Annotated in this window: 15 protein-coding genes; 2 read left to right on the top strand and 13 right to left on the bottom strand. The window is 40.6% G+C overall.

Features of this window, described 5'->3' with window-relative positions:
• Positions 1 to 23 precede the first annotated feature (23 nt).
• The 12 genes from G498_RS0110375 to G498_RS0110320 form a co-directional block, all read right to left on the bottom strand.
• Positions 24 to 1,295 carry an adenylosuccinate synthase gene (locus G498_RS0110375; RefSeq protein ID WP_026981085.1) on the bottom strand — a complete coding sequence of 424 codons (1,272 nt, stop codon included), beginning with the start codon at positions 1,293 to 1,295 and terminating at the stop codon, positions 24 to 26.
• A 54-nt stretch (positions 1,296 to 1,349) separates the two neighbouring features.
• The gene (locus tag G498_RS0110370) at positions 1,350 to 1,790 is read right to left on the bottom strand and encodes a Fur family transcriptional regulator (protein WP_026981084.1); all 441 of its coding nucleotides are present in this window, start codon (positions 1,788 to 1,790) and stop codon (positions 1,350 to 1,352) included.
• Between the two features lie 60 nt (positions 1,791 to 1,850).
• Positions 1,851 to 2,528 carry a hypothetical protein gene (locus G498_RS0110365; RefSeq protein WP_026981083.1) on the bottom strand — a complete coding sequence of 226 codons (678 nt, stop codon included), beginning with the start codon at positions 2,526 to 2,528 and terminating at the stop codon, positions 1,851 to 1,853.
• Positions 2,529 to 2,533: 5 nt separating this feature from the next.
• Positions 2,534 to 4,756: a RelA/SpoT family protein gene (locus G498_RS0110360; protein ID WP_026981082.1), complete on the bottom strand. Its 2,223-nt coding sequence runs from the start codon at positions 4,754 to 4,756 to the stop codon at positions 2,534 to 2,536.
• A 261-nt stretch (positions 4,757 to 5,017) separates the two neighbouring features.
• Entirely contained in the window at positions 5,018 to 6,562 is a 1,545-nt protein-coding gene (locus tag G498_RS0110355) for a serine hydrolase (RefSeq protein WP_026981081.1), read from the bottom strand.
• Positions 6,563 to 6,582: 20 nt separating this feature from the next.
• Positions 6,583 to 7,371: a TrmH family RNA methyltransferase gene (locus G498_RS0110350; RefSeq protein ID WP_026981080.1), complete on the bottom strand. Its 789-nt coding sequence runs from the start codon at positions 7,369 to 7,371 to the stop codon at positions 6,583 to 6,585.
• 32 nt (positions 7,372 to 7,403) lie between these two features.
• On the bottom strand, positions 7,404 to 8,735 hold the full coding sequence (locus G498_RS0110345) for a DUF58 domain-containing protein (RefSeq protein WP_026981079.1): 1,332 nt from the start codon (positions 8,733 to 8,735) through the stop codon (positions 7,404 to 7,406).
• Positions 8,735 to 9,745 carry an AAA family ATPase gene (locus G498_RS0110340; protein WP_026981078.1) on the bottom strand — a complete coding sequence of 337 codons (1,011 nt, stop codon included), beginning with the start codon at positions 9,743 to 9,745 and terminating at the stop codon, positions 8,735 to 8,737. The genes G498_RS0110345 and G498_RS0110340 overlap by 1 nt, the downstream gene beginning before the upstream one ends.
• Before the next feature lie 10 nt (positions 9,746 to 9,755).
• The gene (locus G498_RS0110335; protein ID WP_026981077.1) at positions 9,756 to 10,952 is read right to left on the bottom strand and encodes a DUF4350 domain-containing protein; all 1,197 of its coding nucleotides are present in this window, start codon (positions 10,950 to 10,952) and stop codon (positions 9,756 to 9,758) included.
• Positions 10,952 to 11,698 carry a hypothetical protein gene (locus G498_RS0110330; RefSeq protein ID WP_026981076.1) on the bottom strand — a complete coding sequence of 249 codons (747 nt, stop codon included), beginning with the start codon at positions 11,696 to 11,698 and terminating at the stop codon, positions 10,952 to 10,954. The genes G498_RS0110335 and G498_RS0110330 overlap by 1 nt, the downstream gene beginning before the upstream one ends.
• Positions 11,691 to 12,650: a hypothetical protein gene (locus tag G498_RS0110325; protein WP_026981075.1), complete on the bottom strand. Its 960-nt coding sequence runs from the start codon at positions 12,648 to 12,650 to the stop codon at positions 11,691 to 11,693. Before G498_RS0110325 ends, G498_RS0110330 begins: the two co-directional genes overlap by 8 nt.
• Positions 12,634 to 13,614, bottom strand: coding sequence for a stage II sporulation protein M (locus tag G498_RS0110320; protein WP_026981074.1), 981 nt, complete (start codon positions 13,612 to 13,614; stop codon positions 12,634 to 12,636). The genes G498_RS0110325 and G498_RS0110320 overlap by 17 nt, the downstream gene beginning before the upstream one ends.
• A gap of 21 nt (positions 13,615 to 13,635) precedes the next feature.
• On the opposite strand from G498_RS0110320, the gene G498_RS0110315 reads away from it, so the two are divergent.
• Positions 13,636 to 14,379, top strand: a complete 744-nt coding sequence (locus tag G498_RS0110315; protein WP_026981073.1) for an RDD family protein — start codon at positions 13,636 to 13,638, stop codon at positions 14,377 to 14,379.
• A complete protein-coding gene (locus G498_RS0110310; RefSeq protein ID WP_026981072.1) occupies positions 14,379 to 14,981 on the top strand; it encodes a trimeric intracellular cation channel family protein in 603 nt (200 codons plus the stop codon). The genes G498_RS0110315 and G498_RS0110310 overlap by 1 nt, the downstream gene beginning before the upstream one ends.
• On the opposite strand, the gene G498_RS0110305 is transcribed toward G498_RS0110310, so the two are convergent.
• Complete coding sequence (locus G498_RS0110305) at positions 14,982 to 16,760, bottom strand: T9SS type B sorting domain-containing protein (protein WP_240470443.1); 1,779 nt, start codon at positions 16,758 to 16,760, stop codon at positions 14,982 to 14,984.
• Positions 16,761 to 16,876 lie beyond the last annotated feature (116 nt).

Here is a 16,876-nt window from a genome sequence, read left to right as displayed (position 1 = left end):
TTCCGAAGAAAGCGTTTTAAAATTTATTTTACAATCGTTTGTGTCCGGTCCGGTCCAACCGATACAATTCGGATTGGCACACCCACTTCGCTTTCGATGAATTCCACGTATTCTTTCATTTCAACAGGAAGTTCTTCGTATTTGGTCATACCTGTTAAATCGGCTTTCCAGCCTTTTTTCTCCACATATACCGGAGTAACATTTTCTTCCTCAATGTTATACGGTAAGTGGTTGATGATTTGACCTTTATAGTTATAGCCGGTACAAACTTTCAAGGTGTCGAATCCGGAAAGTACATCGCCTTTCATCATGTACAATTCGGTAACACCATTTACCTGGACGGCATATTTCAAAGCTACTAAATCCAACCATCCGCAACGACGCGCACGTCCGGTTACCGAACCGAATTCGTTTCCTACTCTGGCGATGGTTTGTCCGGTTTCGTCAAACAATTCGGTAGGGAATGGGCCGCTTCCAACGCGGGTAGTATATGCTTTGAAAATTCCGAAAACTTCTTTTACACGGTTCGGCGCGATTCCTAATCCGGTACAAGCTCCGGCAGCCGTTGTGTTGGAAGAAGTCACAAACGGATACGTTCCGAAGTCGATGTCTAATAACGAACCTTGGGCACCTTCCGCTAAAATGGATTTTCCTTCTTTTAAGGCGTTGTTCAGATATTCTTCGCTGTCAATGAATTTCAGGGTTTTCAGTACTTCCACAGCCGCGAAAAACTCGTCTTCCATTTCTTTTAAGTTGTACTGCAAATCTATGTCGTAGAAGGCAATCATGGCTTCGTGTTTGTCGGCCAGGTTTCGGTATCGTTCTTTGAAATCGGTCAATTCGATATCGCCCACACGGATTCCGTTTCTTCCGGTTTTATCCATATACGTTGGCCCGATTCCTTTTAAAGTGGAACCGATTTTCGCTTTTCCTTTAGAAGCTTCCGAAGCGGCGTCTAACAGGCGGTGTGTCGGTAAAATTAAGTGTGCTTTTCTGGAAATCAGTAATTTGGATTTTAAATCCATGTTGAATTTCTCTAAACCTTCCAGTTCTTTCTGGAAAACCACCGGATCAATTACCACGCCGTTTCCGATGATGTTGATGGAATTTTTGTGGAAAATACCGGAAGGAATCGTTCTTAAAACGTGTTTGATTCCGTCAAATTCCAAAGTGTGTCCGGCGTTTGGTCCGCCCTGAAAACGAGCAATAATGTCGTATTTTGAGGTTAGAACGTCTACGATTTTCCCTTTTCCTTCATCGCCCCATTGTAGGCCTAGCAGTAAGTCTACTGTCATTGTGTTGTTGTTGTTTTAGTTGTTGTTATTGTTGAGCCGAAAAACCGGCTTTGTTTACTCCTGTTTTTTGGTGGCGTAGAAATAAAGCGAATGGTTGTGGATTTCAATACCGAAAATTTCTTCGATGGTTTGTTTAATCGTCTGGATTCTCGGGTCACAAAATTCGATTACTTCGCCGGTGTCGCTCATAATGATGTGGTCGTGTTGTTTGTCGAAATACGATTTCTCGTAATGTGCCTGATTCTGACCAAACTGATGACGACGCACCAAACCGCATTCCAATAGCAATTCTATCGTGTTGTAAAGCGTGGCACGGCTCACACGATAGTTTTTGTTTTTCATTTTAATGTACAACGATTCAATGTCAAAATGCTCCTGACTTTCATAAATCTCCTGAAGAATGGCGTAGCGTTCCGGTGTTTTCCGATGCCCTTTTTCTTCAAGGTATTTGGTGAATACGTTTTTTACAATTTCCTGATTCTTACTATTTTCCATTGAGGTTTGCTATGAAAGACCGGCAAAGATAAGGTTATTTTTTTTGAGGTGAAAGTTTATTTAGTTTGTTTGAAACAAAGAATTCCAAATATCTGAATTTAAGTGATTAGCTATCCAATCCGGTCTGCTTTCTCCATTGTGAACCAAAACCAAGCCTTCGGGTCTGATAATAGCATCAGAACCGCAAACAATTGTGTTTAAAAAGATGTTTTTTCTGAAAAAATGGTTTAAATCAGTAAAAAAATATTCCTCTTCCGTGTGGCCTTTTTTGGAAAGTGTTATGCCGGTTTCAAACAAGCAAATAAACATTGTGTTTTTATATGTTTTTTCGATAAATGTTTTATGAATATCGAAATAGTTTTTTTTAGAAGCAATCATTTCATCAGTTAAAACATTTGAATAGGAGTCAGAGCATACATCATCTTTATATTTGTAATTGATAATGAAAATTGTTGAATCGGATAACTTTCTTCCGGTAATATCCTCCAACTTTTCTCTGAAATTGACATAATTAACTTTATAAGCGGCATACTTTGGAGCATTAAATTGATACACCCGGCCGCTATCGGCAGTTATTCTGAAAGCCATGGCATTATCCGGATACTGAGAAGCAAGACTCATAAAACTTTTATTGGTTTTTTTACCAAAAGGGTCTAATTTGTATTTTACGTCTCTTTTTTGGCCTTGAATCGTTAGGGTTATTAAAAGGATGTTTAACAGTGTAAATGTTTTTTTCATTGAGATTATGAATTATTCACGCGAATTACTTTATCGACTCCGTCTATTTTTTTGATATTATCTATCAGTTTTTTAAGGATGACATTGTTCTGAACGATAACCGTAACCTGACCGTTAAACAATCCGGCTTCACCACTCAGGGAAATACTCTGGATGTTCACGTTCATTTGGTTCGAAATCACTTTAGTGAGTTCGTTGGTAAGGCCTAAAGTATCCATTCCGGTGATTTTTAGTGTGGCTTTGAATTCTTCCTGAGACGAGTCAATCCATTTCGCCTGAATGATGCGATACGCAAAGTTGGACTGTAAACTGATGGCGTTCGGACAGTCTTTTCGGTGCACCTTAATTCCTTCGTTAATCGTTACAAAACCAAATACATCGTCTCCGGGAATTGGGTTACAGCAGGTGGAAAGTTTGTAATCCAGTTTGTCCTGCTCGGCACCGAAAACCAGTAAATCGTAATTCTTGCTGATTTCCTCCTTATGGATGTGCTCCGGATGTGCGCTTGGCGAACGTTTGATAGTTTTTTTGAAGAAATTAACCAGCGTATTGCTTTTTTGCGCGGCGAAATCTTTAAGTTTCTGGTTGTCGATGGTTCCTAAACCGGCACGGTAAAATAAGTCTAAACTGGTTTGTAATTTGAAATAGTTAACCAATTCATTTACCGTTTGTTCGTTCAGCGTTATTTTTAAATGACGCAGTTTTCGGGTGAGGATTTCTTTTCCGTCTTCGGCAATTTTTTTGGTACTTTCGTTGAGAACGTTTTTGATTTTATTTTTGGCCCGTGCAGTGGTAACATAATCCAGCCAGTGTGCCGTTGGTTTTTGATTGGCCGAAGTAATAATTTCCACCTGATCACCGCTGTTCAAAACGTGGTTAAGCGGCACTAATTTACCATTAACTCTTGTTCCTCTGGTTTTTACGCCTATTTCCGAGTGAATACTGAAGGCAAAATCCAAGGTAGTCGCGCCTTTCGGCAACGATTTGATTTCTCCTTTCGGAGTGAAAACGTAAATTTCTTTCGAATACAGGTTCAGTTTAAAATCTTCCACAAAATCAACCGCGTTGCTTTCGGCATTTTCCAGGGCTTCTTTTAATTGGTTTAACCAAACGTCTAAACTGTTTTCTTCCGTAGCACCTTGTTTGTATTTGTAGTGGGCTGCGTATCCTTTTTCGGCAATTTCATCCATGCGTTCACTGCGAACCTGAATTTCCACCCAACGTCCTTTCGGTCCCATAACGGTAATGTGCAATGCTTCATAACCCGTCGATTTTGGTGATGAAATCCAATCGCGCAAGCGACTCGGCGAAGGGCGGTAATGATCGGTTACAATCGAATAAATCTTCCAGGCCAGAAATTTTTCTTCGTGGGGATCGTCGGATTTGTAAATGATGCGCAAGGCAAATTTGTCGTATACTTCATCGAAAGTAACGCCTTGAGCCAGCATTTTTCTGCGGATGGAATACACTGATTTTGGCCGGCCTTTCATGGTATACTCGATACCTTCCTCATCAAGCGATTTTTTAAGGACATCCGCGATAGACTTGATATACGCCTGCTGTTCTTCCTTACTTTCCTTCATTTTGCTTACAATATCGTTGTAAACAGCAGGTTCGGTGTATTTTAAGCCTAAATCTTCAAGTTGGGTTTTGATGTTGTAAAGTCCTAAACGATGGGCGAGCGGCGCATAAATATAAAGCGTTTCCGAAGCTATTTTCGCCTGTTTGTAGTCGACCATGCTTTCCATGGTTTGCATGTTGTGCAGACGGTCGGCAATTTTAATCAGGATTACGCGGACATCGTCATTCAGGGTTAAAAGCATTTTACGAAAGTTTTCCGCCTGCATCGAAATCTCCTGATCGGTTTTTACCTTGGCCATTTTGGTCAATCCATCGACAATTTTCGCGATTTTAGGATTGAACATTCGTTCGATGTCTTCCACCGTAATGTCGGTATCTTCCACCACATCGTGCATTAAAGCTGCAGCAATGGAAGTGGCGCCCAAACCAATTTCAGAAGCCACAATTTTGGCTACGGCAATCGGATGGAAAATATACGCTTCCCCAGATTTGCGGCGCTGATCTTTATGAGCATCAACGGCCACATCAAAAGCTTTTCGGATTAGCTTTTTATCGTCTTCGGAAAGTGTTTGGTAACTGATGCGGAGCAGTTCTTTGTATTCTTTGGCAATAGCTTTGTTTTCAGCTTCTAAATCGATTTCTGTCATGGTAATTCATTCAGTACCTAAAAATAAGCGAAATTGAGTGAATCTCCAAATAGTTAGTTATGAAATTAAGATTTAAAGACAGCGATTGTTATTTATTAAAGAAACCATATAAGTCATAGAAGTTCGTAACCGTTTAAAATATAATCTTCCAAAAATCCAAATAACCAAATGACCAAATGACCAAATAATCGAATAACCAAATCACCAAATAATCGAATAACCAAATAATCGAATAACCAAATCACCAAACAATCAAATCACCTAACGGGCTCTGTTAAAATCCAAATCCTGAAAGTCGTAACTGAAATCTGTCATCGGCGAAATCGGTTTCATTTTGATATTCGTTGCATAGCCAAGATTGTCGTAGGTGATGAACATAAAAGCATCGGCATCAAAATAACGGTTAAACCACTTTACGGCAAACGTATTGTCTTTGTAAAAGAAGATTTCCCCGGTCAGTTTTGGAGAACGTTTGGAAGTGAAAATCAGCTTGCCTTTCTTTTCGGTAATGGTAATTTCGCCCAACCAGTTGTCTTTGAAAGTACCGGTTAGCTTATCGAAGTCGATTTTTAATTTTTTGTCCTGTTTGTTTTTGGCTACCGTTGCCCAGACTTCTCCGGTTACTTTATCTGCTTCGGAAACGTTGGCCTGCATTAGTTTGGCATATTTCGTTACCCAATCTTCGTTTGCAATGCCTAAATAACTGTCTTTAATTGTATTGGAAATCGCGTTGAAAGCCGCCCCGGACTGTTGGTTGGTTAAAACGACAATGCCCAGTTGTAGTTCCGGAATCATAATCGTTTGGGTTACAATACCTTCCAAACCTCCGGTGTGGGAAACCTGTAATTTTCCTTTGATGTCCTGCAACTGCCAGCCCAATCCGTAGGCTTTAAAAAGTGTATTGTATGGCGGTGAAGTGCGGTTCGGCAGAATGGTTTGCGGCGACCACATTTCGGCGTGTTGTTTGGTGCTGAAAAGTTGCTGACTGTTGCCGTATTTTCCTTTGTTCATCTGAACAATCATCCATTTACTCAAATCGTTCACGCTGGAATAAATCCCGCCCGCAGCATCCATAATGCGGCTTTTGTAACGGGTGATGACTTTCAGTTTGCCGTCAATCGGAACGTGTGGAACAATGGTGTTGGCGGTGTCTTTTAAACGCGACCAAGTTCCTACGCTGTTGTGCATTTCCAACGGTTTCATTATACGGGTTTCCACAAATTCGGCCCACGATTTTCCGCTTACACGTTCAATGACTTCGCCGGCAATAACATAGAGCAGATTGTCGTAATCGTATTTGGTTCTGAAATCCGAAACCGGTTTTAGGTAATGAATGTTGTTGATGATGTCTTTCGGCGTGAAGTCGTGTCCGTCGGGCCAAATCATTAAATCGCCGGCGCCTAAACCTAAACCGCTGCGGTGGGTCAGTAAATCTCGGATGGTGAATTCATCGGTTACATATTCGTTGTACATTTTGAATTCGGGAATGTGTTTTTTAACGCGGTCGTCCCAGTCTAATTTACCCTCATCCACTAAAATTGCTAAAGCGGCGGTGGTAAAAGCTTTACTGTTAGAAGCAATGCCAAATAACGTATTTTCATCAACTTTCTGTTTGGTAAGTATCGATTTAACGCCATACCCTTTTGAATGAATCACTTTTCCGTCTTTAACAACAGCCACAGCAATGCCCGGTACATCAAACGTTTTCATGGTTTTTTCCACCAAAGCATCAATTTCATTGGCAGTCATTTGCGCATATAAACCGGAAGAGGTTAAAAATGCCAGAAGGAACAATTTAAAATTCATAATTCAAAAAATTATAATGGTTAAAACCCGCGCTGTCTTTTGGCTTCAAAAATCAGAATGGCCGCGGCTACGGAAACGTTCATCGAATCAATTTCGCCCTGCATTGGGATAATGATGTTTTGCGAACTGGCCGTTCTCCAGGCTTCGGTTAAACCGGTGGCTTCCGTTCCAACGACTAATGCGGTTGGCGTAGTATAATTCTGGGTGTGATACAACGTCGAATCCTGTAAGGTGGCACAGTAAATCGCAATATTTTTTTCTTTCAGATAGGCGATTACGTCATCGGTTGAACCGACTGCGATTTGTCGGGTAAACAAACAGCCCACGCTGGAACGCACAATATTTGGGTTGTACAGGTCGCTTTTCGGATTGGCGATAATCACCGCGTCCAAATTGGCGGCATCGGCCGTGCGTAAAATGGCGCCGATATTGCCCGGTTTTTCGGTTGCTTCGGCTACTAAAATTAAAGGATTTCCCGAAAGCTGTAAATCGGATAATTGCAGCGATTTCGTTTTGGCAACGGCGAGAATTCCTTCCGTGGTATCACGGTACGCTAACTTTTGGTATACTTCTTTTGAAATCTCAATTAACTCAACGTTTTGTCGGGTGAGCTGACGGATTTCGGTTTCCGATATTAAATCAGGTAAGAACAAAATCGTTTCCAGTTCATATCCGCCTTTTTGCGCCAGCATGATTTCGCGTTGTCCTTCAATGAGGAACGTACCGGTTTGTTTTCGGGTTTTCGCTTTTTCCTGAAGCTGTACCAACGATTTTATATACGGATTCTGTACGGAAGTGATTTGTTTCATCTAGCAAAATTACACGTAAAATTTGAAAACGATTACAAAATTCCTCTCGCTTTAATCTCCAAATACTTATTGATGGTATCCAATGTAAGGTTTTCCGGTTGTGTCAAGACAGAATAAATACCGTATTTGCGCAATTCGTTTACAATCAGACGTTTTTCGAAAGCAAATTTTTCGGCGATGGTCTGGTCGTAAATATCCTGAATGGTGGTTGCTTTTTTGTGGATTAAATCGTTCAGTTCCGTATTGTTGAAGAAAACGACTACCAGCAAATGGTTTTTGGCGATTCCTTTCAGGTAAGGCAATTGTCTGTGCAATCCGTCAAGTGTTTCGAAATTTGTGTACAGCAAAATCAGACTGCGGTGGTTGATGTTTTTCTTTACATCCACATACAAACGGCTGTAATCACTTTCGAAAAAATCGGTTTTGATGTTGTATAAATTTTCCAGAATCAGGTTCATCTGCGACTGGCGGCGTTCGGCCATCACCCGGTTTTCCACTTTTTTCGAGAAGGAAAGCATTCCGGCTTTATCGCCTTTTTTCAGAATAACGTTCGATAAAACCAGACTGGCATTAATAGCATAATCCAGTAAACTCAGTCCGTTAAACGGCATTTTCATCACACGGCCTTTGTCGATCAGCATGTACACCGTTTGCGATTTTTCGTCCTGAAACTGATTTACCATCAACTGATTGCGTTTGGCAGTAGCTTTCCAGTTCAAGGTACGGATGTCGTCGCCCTGAACATACTCTTTAATCTGCTCAAATTCCATGGTATGCCCGATGCGGCGGATTCTTTTCAACCCGTATTGCATCAAATTATTGGAAAACGCCATCAAATCGTATTTGCGCAACTGAATGTAAGACGGGTAGGTGGGCACCATCTGACTTTCGGCAAATTTAAAACGACGCGACACCAAACGCAAAGGCGAGGCGATGTAAACGTTCAGATTTCCGAAACTGTATTCGCCTCTTTCGGTTGGCCGTAAGTGGTAGACAAACTGGTCTTTTCCGTTGGCGTCCAATTTGCGGTGAATCTCAAAATTCCGCAGCTGAAACTGAAACGGAATCTCATCAATAACTTTGGCAAAAACGGTAAACGAATAATGATTTTTGATTTTTATCGTAATCGGGTTTTCGTCGCCATTAGACAGTTTTTCCGGCATTTGGCGACTGGCTTTCACATATTGTTTCGTTCCGAACAACAATAAGATGTCAATCGACAGAAAAGCAATCAAAATGATTACCAAAAGCCAGCAGACACGATACAAACTCGGGAAAAAATAAGCCAGAACAAAGCCTGCTATGATGCCCATGAGCACATAGAAAAAGAAGTTGTTCAGGTATAATTTCTTAAAAAACTGCATTAGCGCGGAATTTCAACGGTATCAATAATCTGACGGATGATTTCGGAAGACGTAATACCTTCCATTTCACGCTCCGGAGTAACCATAACGCGGTGCTGTAATACCGGAACGGCTGCGTCTTTAATGTCTTCCGGCGTAACGAAATCACGACCGCGAAGAGCTGCAAATCCTTTAGCCGCATTTAAAATCGCGATGGAAGCACGAGGCGAAGCGCCCAAATACAAGAAAGCATTTTCACGGGTATTCATCACAATTTTGGCGATGTATTCCACCAAATGCTGCTCGATTTTGATTTGCTTTACCAGATTTTGGTAGGTGCCGATTTCGCTTTTCGATAAAATCTGTCGGATGTTGTCCAGCTTGTTACGATCCTGCAACGCATTTTCCTTCTGCAAAATATGAATTTCCTCTTCCAGATTAGGATAATCGATGCTGATTTTGAACAGAAAACGGTCTAACTGCGCTTCCGGTAAACGGTACGTTCCTTCTTGTTCAATCGGGTTTTGTGTAGCGATTACCAAATACGGTGTATCCATTTTATAAGCCTGACCGTCCACGGTAATCTGGCGTTCTTCCATCACTTCGAAAAGCGCGGCCTGCGTTTTGGCCGGAGCACGGTTGATTTCATCAATCAGGACAAAATTGGAGAAAACCGGTCCTTTTTTAAATTCAAATTTCGATTTTGCCAAATCAAAGATAGAAGTTCCGATGATATCAGACGGCATCAAATCCGGGGTAAACTGAATCCGGCTGAAGTCTAAAGCCAGCGTTTTGGATAATAATTTGGCGGTAATCGTTTTGGCGACACCGGGAACTCCTTCCAAAAGGACGTGTCCGTTGGATAAAACAGCCACCAGAAGCTGGTCGATCATTTTTTGCTGTCCTACGATTACGGTGCTCAATTCGGCTTTAATTTCGTTTACACTTTGCAACAGCGGTGCTAAATCGATGCGCGTTTCAAAATTTACGTTTTCCGTTTCCGGGGTGTGGTTATTGTCAAAAGTCTCCATAGTACTTTGTTTATTTCTGAGCGATTTTTTCTATTGCTTTACTGATTTCAATGACGTCTTTTTCAGAACTATCCAGATGGTTCCGGTGGCGTTTGATCAGGCGGACGACATTTTCGATATCGGTTTTGTCCTTTCCGGTTTTCTGATGCAGACGATTCACGAAAGTTTCGTCTAAGTTAAAGGTATCGATTAAATAATCGGTTCGTATTTTTTCCAGAAAGTAAATGATTTTTTTATCGATGATGGTATGATGATTGCCTTCCTGAAGGTATAAATTTCCAATGGTTTTGGTGAAATCGACGGTTGTGTTTTGTAACGGAACTTTTACCGGAATAATACGCTGTCGACGTTTGGCGTTGAAAATCATGAAAACAAATAAGGCAATCAGCGACAGATACCAAGCCCATTTTAAAGCAGGCTGGCTCAAAATGTAACGCATCGGCGAGCCGGAAATGTTGTCGTCGCTGTAACTTTTAGCCTGCCAGAATAAGTTTCCTTTCGGAATGTACGACAAAAGATTAGCGGCATATTCCGGATTGTTTTTCTTCAGCAGATAATAGTTGGAAAAAGCGGCCGGTTGGGTGTGCAGATAAAAATGGCCTCTTCCGTAAGGTACTTTTATGAAGTTTACATTCTTTACTGTATCCATTTCCTGATGACCCAAAACAGTAGTCGTAAGCGTATCGATTTTGTTGAAATAGGAAAGACTGTAGCCTTTTTCAAAAACGTATTTTTTACCTTTCAACGCTTTGTCGGTTAACGTAAAATGCATGCTGTCACCCATGTAAAACTGATTGGAAAACTCAAATCCCAATGAGTCCTGTAATGCCTGCGGAAAATCCTTCATGCTCAGAAAAACCGAGTTTCCGTGCTGTGTAAACCAAATGAGTTCGTCCAGTGAACTTTTATCCAGCTGATTGGTTTCGGATATAATCAGCACATTTCCTTTTACGGTATAGGTGGAATCTTCGTAGTTGTATTTGTCGAGAAAGTATTCGTAAGGCGTGGTGCCGAACCGCTCGATTTTCTCACCCGGAAAGAGATGTTTCATCTCCTTGTCCAATACATACATGCCGAAAGGAATTTTGTCCTGCACGGCGTAGGTTGGCGTCCAGTTAATGGGTTTCGGGCGATTGGCATCAAGGAAGATAATTCCGACGATGATCAGCACCAAAATAGCAATGTATATTTTCAGTGTTTTGTTCATTATACGGAATTGATGGTTTTAATAAAGGCTTTTTCGGCTTTCTGAAACAAGGCCTCATCGATGGTAAATTCGCCATACCAACTGTAATCGTAGATATAGGAAAGGTACTGGAACTCTTCTTTTAAGCTATTGCGCTGAATCTCATACAAATAATCGGAATTCGTTTTTTCAATATCCCATTCGATGATATGACTGTCGGACATCCGTTTGAGCAACCACAAATAATAATAACGGATGGAAAGGCGGTAATTGTTCGCCGATTTGCTTTTTTCGATGATAGTTTTGAAGTCGATGTTGTGAATGTCTTCTTCCTGAAATTCCGCGATTTTGATTTTCTTTTTAGACGATTTTCCGAAAATCCAGCCGCCTTCCTTGTTGATGATTGCTTTCACAATAAGATAGACCACAAAAAGCACCACCAGAACGGCTAAGGTTTTCAGAATGATTTCAAAAGCTGTTGCATTGCCTTCGCCGCCAAACGAAAAAATACGGTCTAACCAATGTTGCAGCCAGGCTTTAAAATTGTCCCATTTTGAGGTTTCTTTCGGCGCGATGGTTTCGTAGATGAAATCTTCCGACGTGTAGTCTTTCTGAAAGTTTTCACGGAACGACCTTGATACAAAATCGTCTTCCTCTGCATAAACCTCAAAATTTTCTGCTGCAGGAGGTTCCGCAACAAGCGTATCGGCCTGACCGAAAACCGTTGTCGTAAAGAAAAATACTATGGAAACAAGAAGTTTATTCACCTTGGGTACCGATTAAATCGATTTCGCTTTTTGATGTATTGTTTTCATTCTCTTCACGGATGCTGTAATACATAATCCCTTGATTTATAAGGAGGAAGTTCTGAAAAATAAAATTCAGCAACAGCGATAAAACCATGGTTACCCCCATCATAATCAGGAAAAAAGAATATCCTTCGTTATTAAGATTGCCTGCATTTTCAGGATTTTCCAAAGTGGTGAACATGGAAAAAATCCCAATCAGATAAGGAATCATCGAAACAAAACCCACCACAATCTGCATAATCATGTACATTACAGCCGTAGAACCCACACAAGGCCAGAATTTTTGTTTTAATAAGGAAAAACCGCCGCCTAAGGCATCAAAATAACCTTTATCTGTTGATATATAATCGTAAAAGGCTAAGGAAAACCAGCACATTAAAGCCGGAATCACGATAAACAGCAACGGAATTCCAATGATGATAAAAACCAATAAGAAACTCAATCCCATTACAATAGCCATAATCGGGAACATGATGAAAATGGATGCTAGAAAGAAAACAATGATTTTCCCCACTTTGCTTTTGATAGCAGTTATGATTTCTTCGGTAGTGAAATCCGTTTTCTTTTCGATTAATTTCAAATAGGCAACCGGATACGCGTAACTCAAAATACTTAAAAATAGGGCTGCAATAGCTGCAAATATTCCCAGTCCGATAATTATAGGCAGATTCTCGTTAATGAATACATCGGCTGAATTGTCGGTATTGTAGTTTGCACCACCTGAAAGATTAGAAAAAATCCCTTCATAAAATATTTTTCCCAAAAAGTACATCAGCACCAAAAGCACCAACAGAAATCCTCCGTTGATGATGAAATAATTGCGGTAATAATGTTTTCCGTAGGTTTTGAAAAACGCAAACGTATCGCCAACAAAGTCGCTGAAGTTTCTTTTTTTATAGAGTTGGAACATGATTCTTTTTAAATTTTCGGTTAACAATAAACGGATAAACCAGATAGTAATAGGAAATGAGTGCTAAAGTTCCCAAAATAATGGCAACGTTCAAAACACGCGGCATATCGATGGAATAACGGGTGATGAAACCTTCCAGAAAGCCGGCAGCAATGGTAAAAGGAACTGTACTCAAAAATATTTTCAGACTGTTTTTAAATCCGATTTTAAAGGAATGCATGCGGGAATAGGTTTTCGGAAACAAAATGCTGGCACCCAGCACAAAACCCGCCGCCGATTCAATCACAATACCGAAAATCTCCATCGCACCGTGAATCCAGATACCGCGAACGCTTTCCCAAAACACATTTTCCTTGTAAAAAAAGTACTGAAACGATCCCAACATGATAAAGTTCTGAATCATCACCAGAAAGGTTCCTATTCCGGCAAAAATTCCGTAGATGTAACATTTGGCTCCAACAATAAGGTTATTCAGGGTAATACCGATAAAACTTCCCCAATTGCTGCCGCTTTTGTAAACCGCCACCGGATTTCCTTTTTCGATGTTTTCCAAAGTCATGTTTACGTATTCATCACCCATAATCAGGCGCACAAAAGTAGCATCGTTATGCGCGGAAAGCACTCCGATTCCGGTACACAGAAAGGCCAGGATGAAAGCGTAAAGCAAATATCTTCGGTATTCAAAAAGCAATAAAGGAACTTCGGTTTTAAAGAAATGAACAATACGGTTGGTTTCTTCGCGTTTGGTTTTGTAAATCTTCTGGTAAATCTGAGAGGCCAGATAGTTTAAATAAACCGTGGTTTTGCTTTTAGGGTAGTAGGTTTGCGCATACGACAAATCATTCACCAAATGAATGTACAAACTCGCCAATTCATCGGGATTTTTTTTAGCTTTGCCAAAAATAGCTCGTTCAAATTCAAGCCATTTTTCTTTATTTTGTCTTATAAACGCAACTTCTCTCATAAAGAGGCTAAAATATAAAATATGTCAGAATTATCAATAACAACCACTCAAAATGTGAACATTAATTTCAAGGCTGCTTCGGTAGGCGAGCGATTGGTGGCGCAACTTGTTGATTTATTGGTAAAAATAGCCTACCTGATTGTCGTGTACTTCCTTTTTTTCTACTGGATAGGCCTTAATGATTATATGAAAGACGCCGATCAGTGGTCGGTCATGGCTGTTATCATGCTGTTCGGACTGCCGGTGATTTTTTATTCGCTTGTTCAGGAGAGTTTGTGGGAAGGACAAACGTTCGGCAAGAAACTCACGAAAATTAAAGTAATCAAATTGGACGGTTATCAGGCCGGATTTGGTGACTATCTGATTCGCTGGTTGTTCCGCCTTATTGAAATCAGTATCGGAAACGGAATTGTCGGACTCATAGCGATGGTGGTAAGCAGTAAAAACCAGCGTTTGGGCGATATGGCAGCAGGAACGGCTGTGATTTCACTCAAAAACGATATCAGCATCAATCATACGATTCTTCAGGAAGTTAACGATGATTATGTGCCTACTTATCCGCTGGTGATTAAACTTTCCGATAACGATGCGCGCATCATCAAGGAAACTTTTGAAGCGGCCGTGAAGAACAAAGATTACAAGCTGGTTTTCAAACTTCGGGAGAAAATAGAATCGGTAACCGGCATCAAAAACCAATCCGGAAATGACACGGATTTTATCCGAACTGTTTTAAAAGATTATAACTACTATACCCGTAACATGTAATGTATGAATTGCTCGACATATTGGGTACTATGGCGTTTGCGGTTTCCGGCGCGCTTACGGCCATGAACAAAAAACTGGATCCTTTTGGCGTTTTTATCATTGCTTTTGTAACCTCGGTTGGCGGCGGAACGTTGCGGGATATTCTCATCGGAAGAACGCCGGTAGGGTGGATGCTCAATCTCAACTACGTTTACGTTATCATTCTGGGCTATTTTCTTGCAGTTGTTTTCCGAAAAAAATTGGATCGTTTCCGCACCTCGATGTTTTTGTTTGATACTATCGGATTGGGTGTTTTTACTTTAATCGGACTGGAAAAAGGCATGGAAACCAGTCTTCACCCGGTAATCTGTATCGCTTTAGGAACGATGACGGCCTGTTTCGGCGGGGTAATCCGCGATATTCTCTGCAATGAAATTCCGGTGATTTTCCGAAAGGAGATTTATGCCACCATTTGCATAGTGGGCGGGATTTTCTTTTTTGCGATGAAAGGGTTGAATGTTCCGAAAGATATTTTGTACCTGCTAACCTCTGTACTGATAATCGGTATCCGTTTAATGGCAGTTATTTTTCACTGGTCGTTGCCGGCTCTGGAACGCAAATAGTTAATGATTCAGGTATAAATAACCGGTTAGCGCATCCGGATAATCGGCATCATTCAGTTTTAGTACATAAAAATAAGTACCATCCGGAGCCAGATTATTGCCGATACCGTCTTTTACATAACCGTCCCAATCGGGTTTAGAGTTGTTTCCGGTCCAGATTAAGCGTCCCCAGCGGTTGTATACGAACAATTCGAAGTTTACGAAAATATCGCGCAAGCCTTCAATGAAAAAAGTGTCATTCAAACCGTCACCATTGGAAGAAACGGCATTGTAAATGATTGGCGGACAGTTTCGCGTACGCAAAAAGAAAGACGTTACCGAATAACACCCGTGTTCTCCTTCAATGCGGACAAAAATCTGATGCGGTGTTGTGGCAGCGTAATAGTTAAACGCGTTTGTAATAGGGTTCAGATTAAGTTCCGCATCCGATTGACTTTCATGGAACGAAACCAATTGTGTTGCATCGGTTTTGATGCTTTCTTCATAAGCCGAAAAGTCGAAATAAGCTGCAGTTAGTCCTAAATTACAATTAATGATATCCTGTGGCTGGTTAAACGCAGGTGAAACCCACAAACTAATAGCTTCCGTGTCTGTATTGTTGGTTTCTACTAATTCGGTAACGGCAGTATCGTAATCGGCCATTATCATTAAAGTAAAGTCGATTGGAATGCTGTCTGGAATTGTAACGATTTGCGATAAGGTTACACTTTCACCGATTTGTAATATAGTTGGTGTTTGATTCGTCGCGATCAGTTCGCCATCCGCATAAATCCCGATTTGCGTTCCGGCCGGTAAAGGATCGGTGCTGTTTACGTTGTAAACGGTGTATTCGATTGGAATTTCGCGGGAATTGCATTCTAAAGTAAAATTGTCGATGGAAACGGTGGCATCGGGAAGTTGGTTGTTAAGCTTAATAACCACCGTGTTAATCATAATAAAATCCTGATAGGAAGTTAATTTGAAATTCATGCTGGTGTCGCCAATCTGAATGTATGGATCAAGAGGATAAATGTCCAAATCCATATTGTAAAGATCACTAGAATTGGTTACACTGTTGGTGCCGTTAAAAACATTATCTGCAGGATTAAGCGTATTGCTTAATGTGTATATGTCATTGATTATAAACGTTTCAGTTGGTAAACCTGCATCGCCTTCCCAAGCGATAAAGCCTGCTTTTGAATTTTGGTTGTCCAGAACATATAAGTTCGTCAGGTTGATTTCTAAACTGGTCGGAACGTTTTGTAACCCATCATAAATACTAACCTGATTTAAAGGAAGATTGCTGTTTTCGTACACAATTAAAATAGCCCATCCGGCAAAGTTGGTCCCGTTATCGTTGTATTCATTTACCAGATGATTCAGATCAAAATCAGATACGGTATAAATACCATTTCCGGTAGCAAGAACCAGGTCTGTTACATCACAAAAGGCACTGAAAAAAAATTTTTCACTACTTAATTGTTGTGTGCTGAAAGTACGTTGTGCGGTAATATCGACACCGTTTAATTTGATGTCAAAATCTCCGGTTCCGGAACCTGCCCAATATAAATAAGCACGTAAAACACTATCGCCAGGATTTAGGTTTAAATCAGCGGAAGAACTGGTTAAAATATAGGTTGGCCATTCGACACCATTTTCAGCCGGATTCAAAGTATTTCCCACAAATGTAAAATCATAACGCCCTGCAAACTGCTCGTATAAAGCAACATTCTGAGCTGCTGATTCCCCGGAAAAAAACAGCAGAAAAAGACAGAAAAAACAAAGTAATTTTGATTTCACAGGTAGTTTGTTTGGCTAAAAATAGCAAATATTTGATTATAAACCGACTGCCGTGTGCAAATAATTGCTCGCTTTTCAATAAAAATTAGTACTTTTCCGAAGTTTATCAAGGCCTT

It is taken from the genome of Flavobacterium suncheonense GH29-5 = DSM 17707, from assembly GCF_000430025.1.
Classification (GTDB): domain Bacteria; phylum Bacteroidota; class Bacteroidia; order Flavobacteriales; family Flavobacteriaceae; genus Flavobacterium; species Flavobacterium suncheonense.
This window is presented reverse-complemented; position numbering and strand designations above follow the sequence as displayed.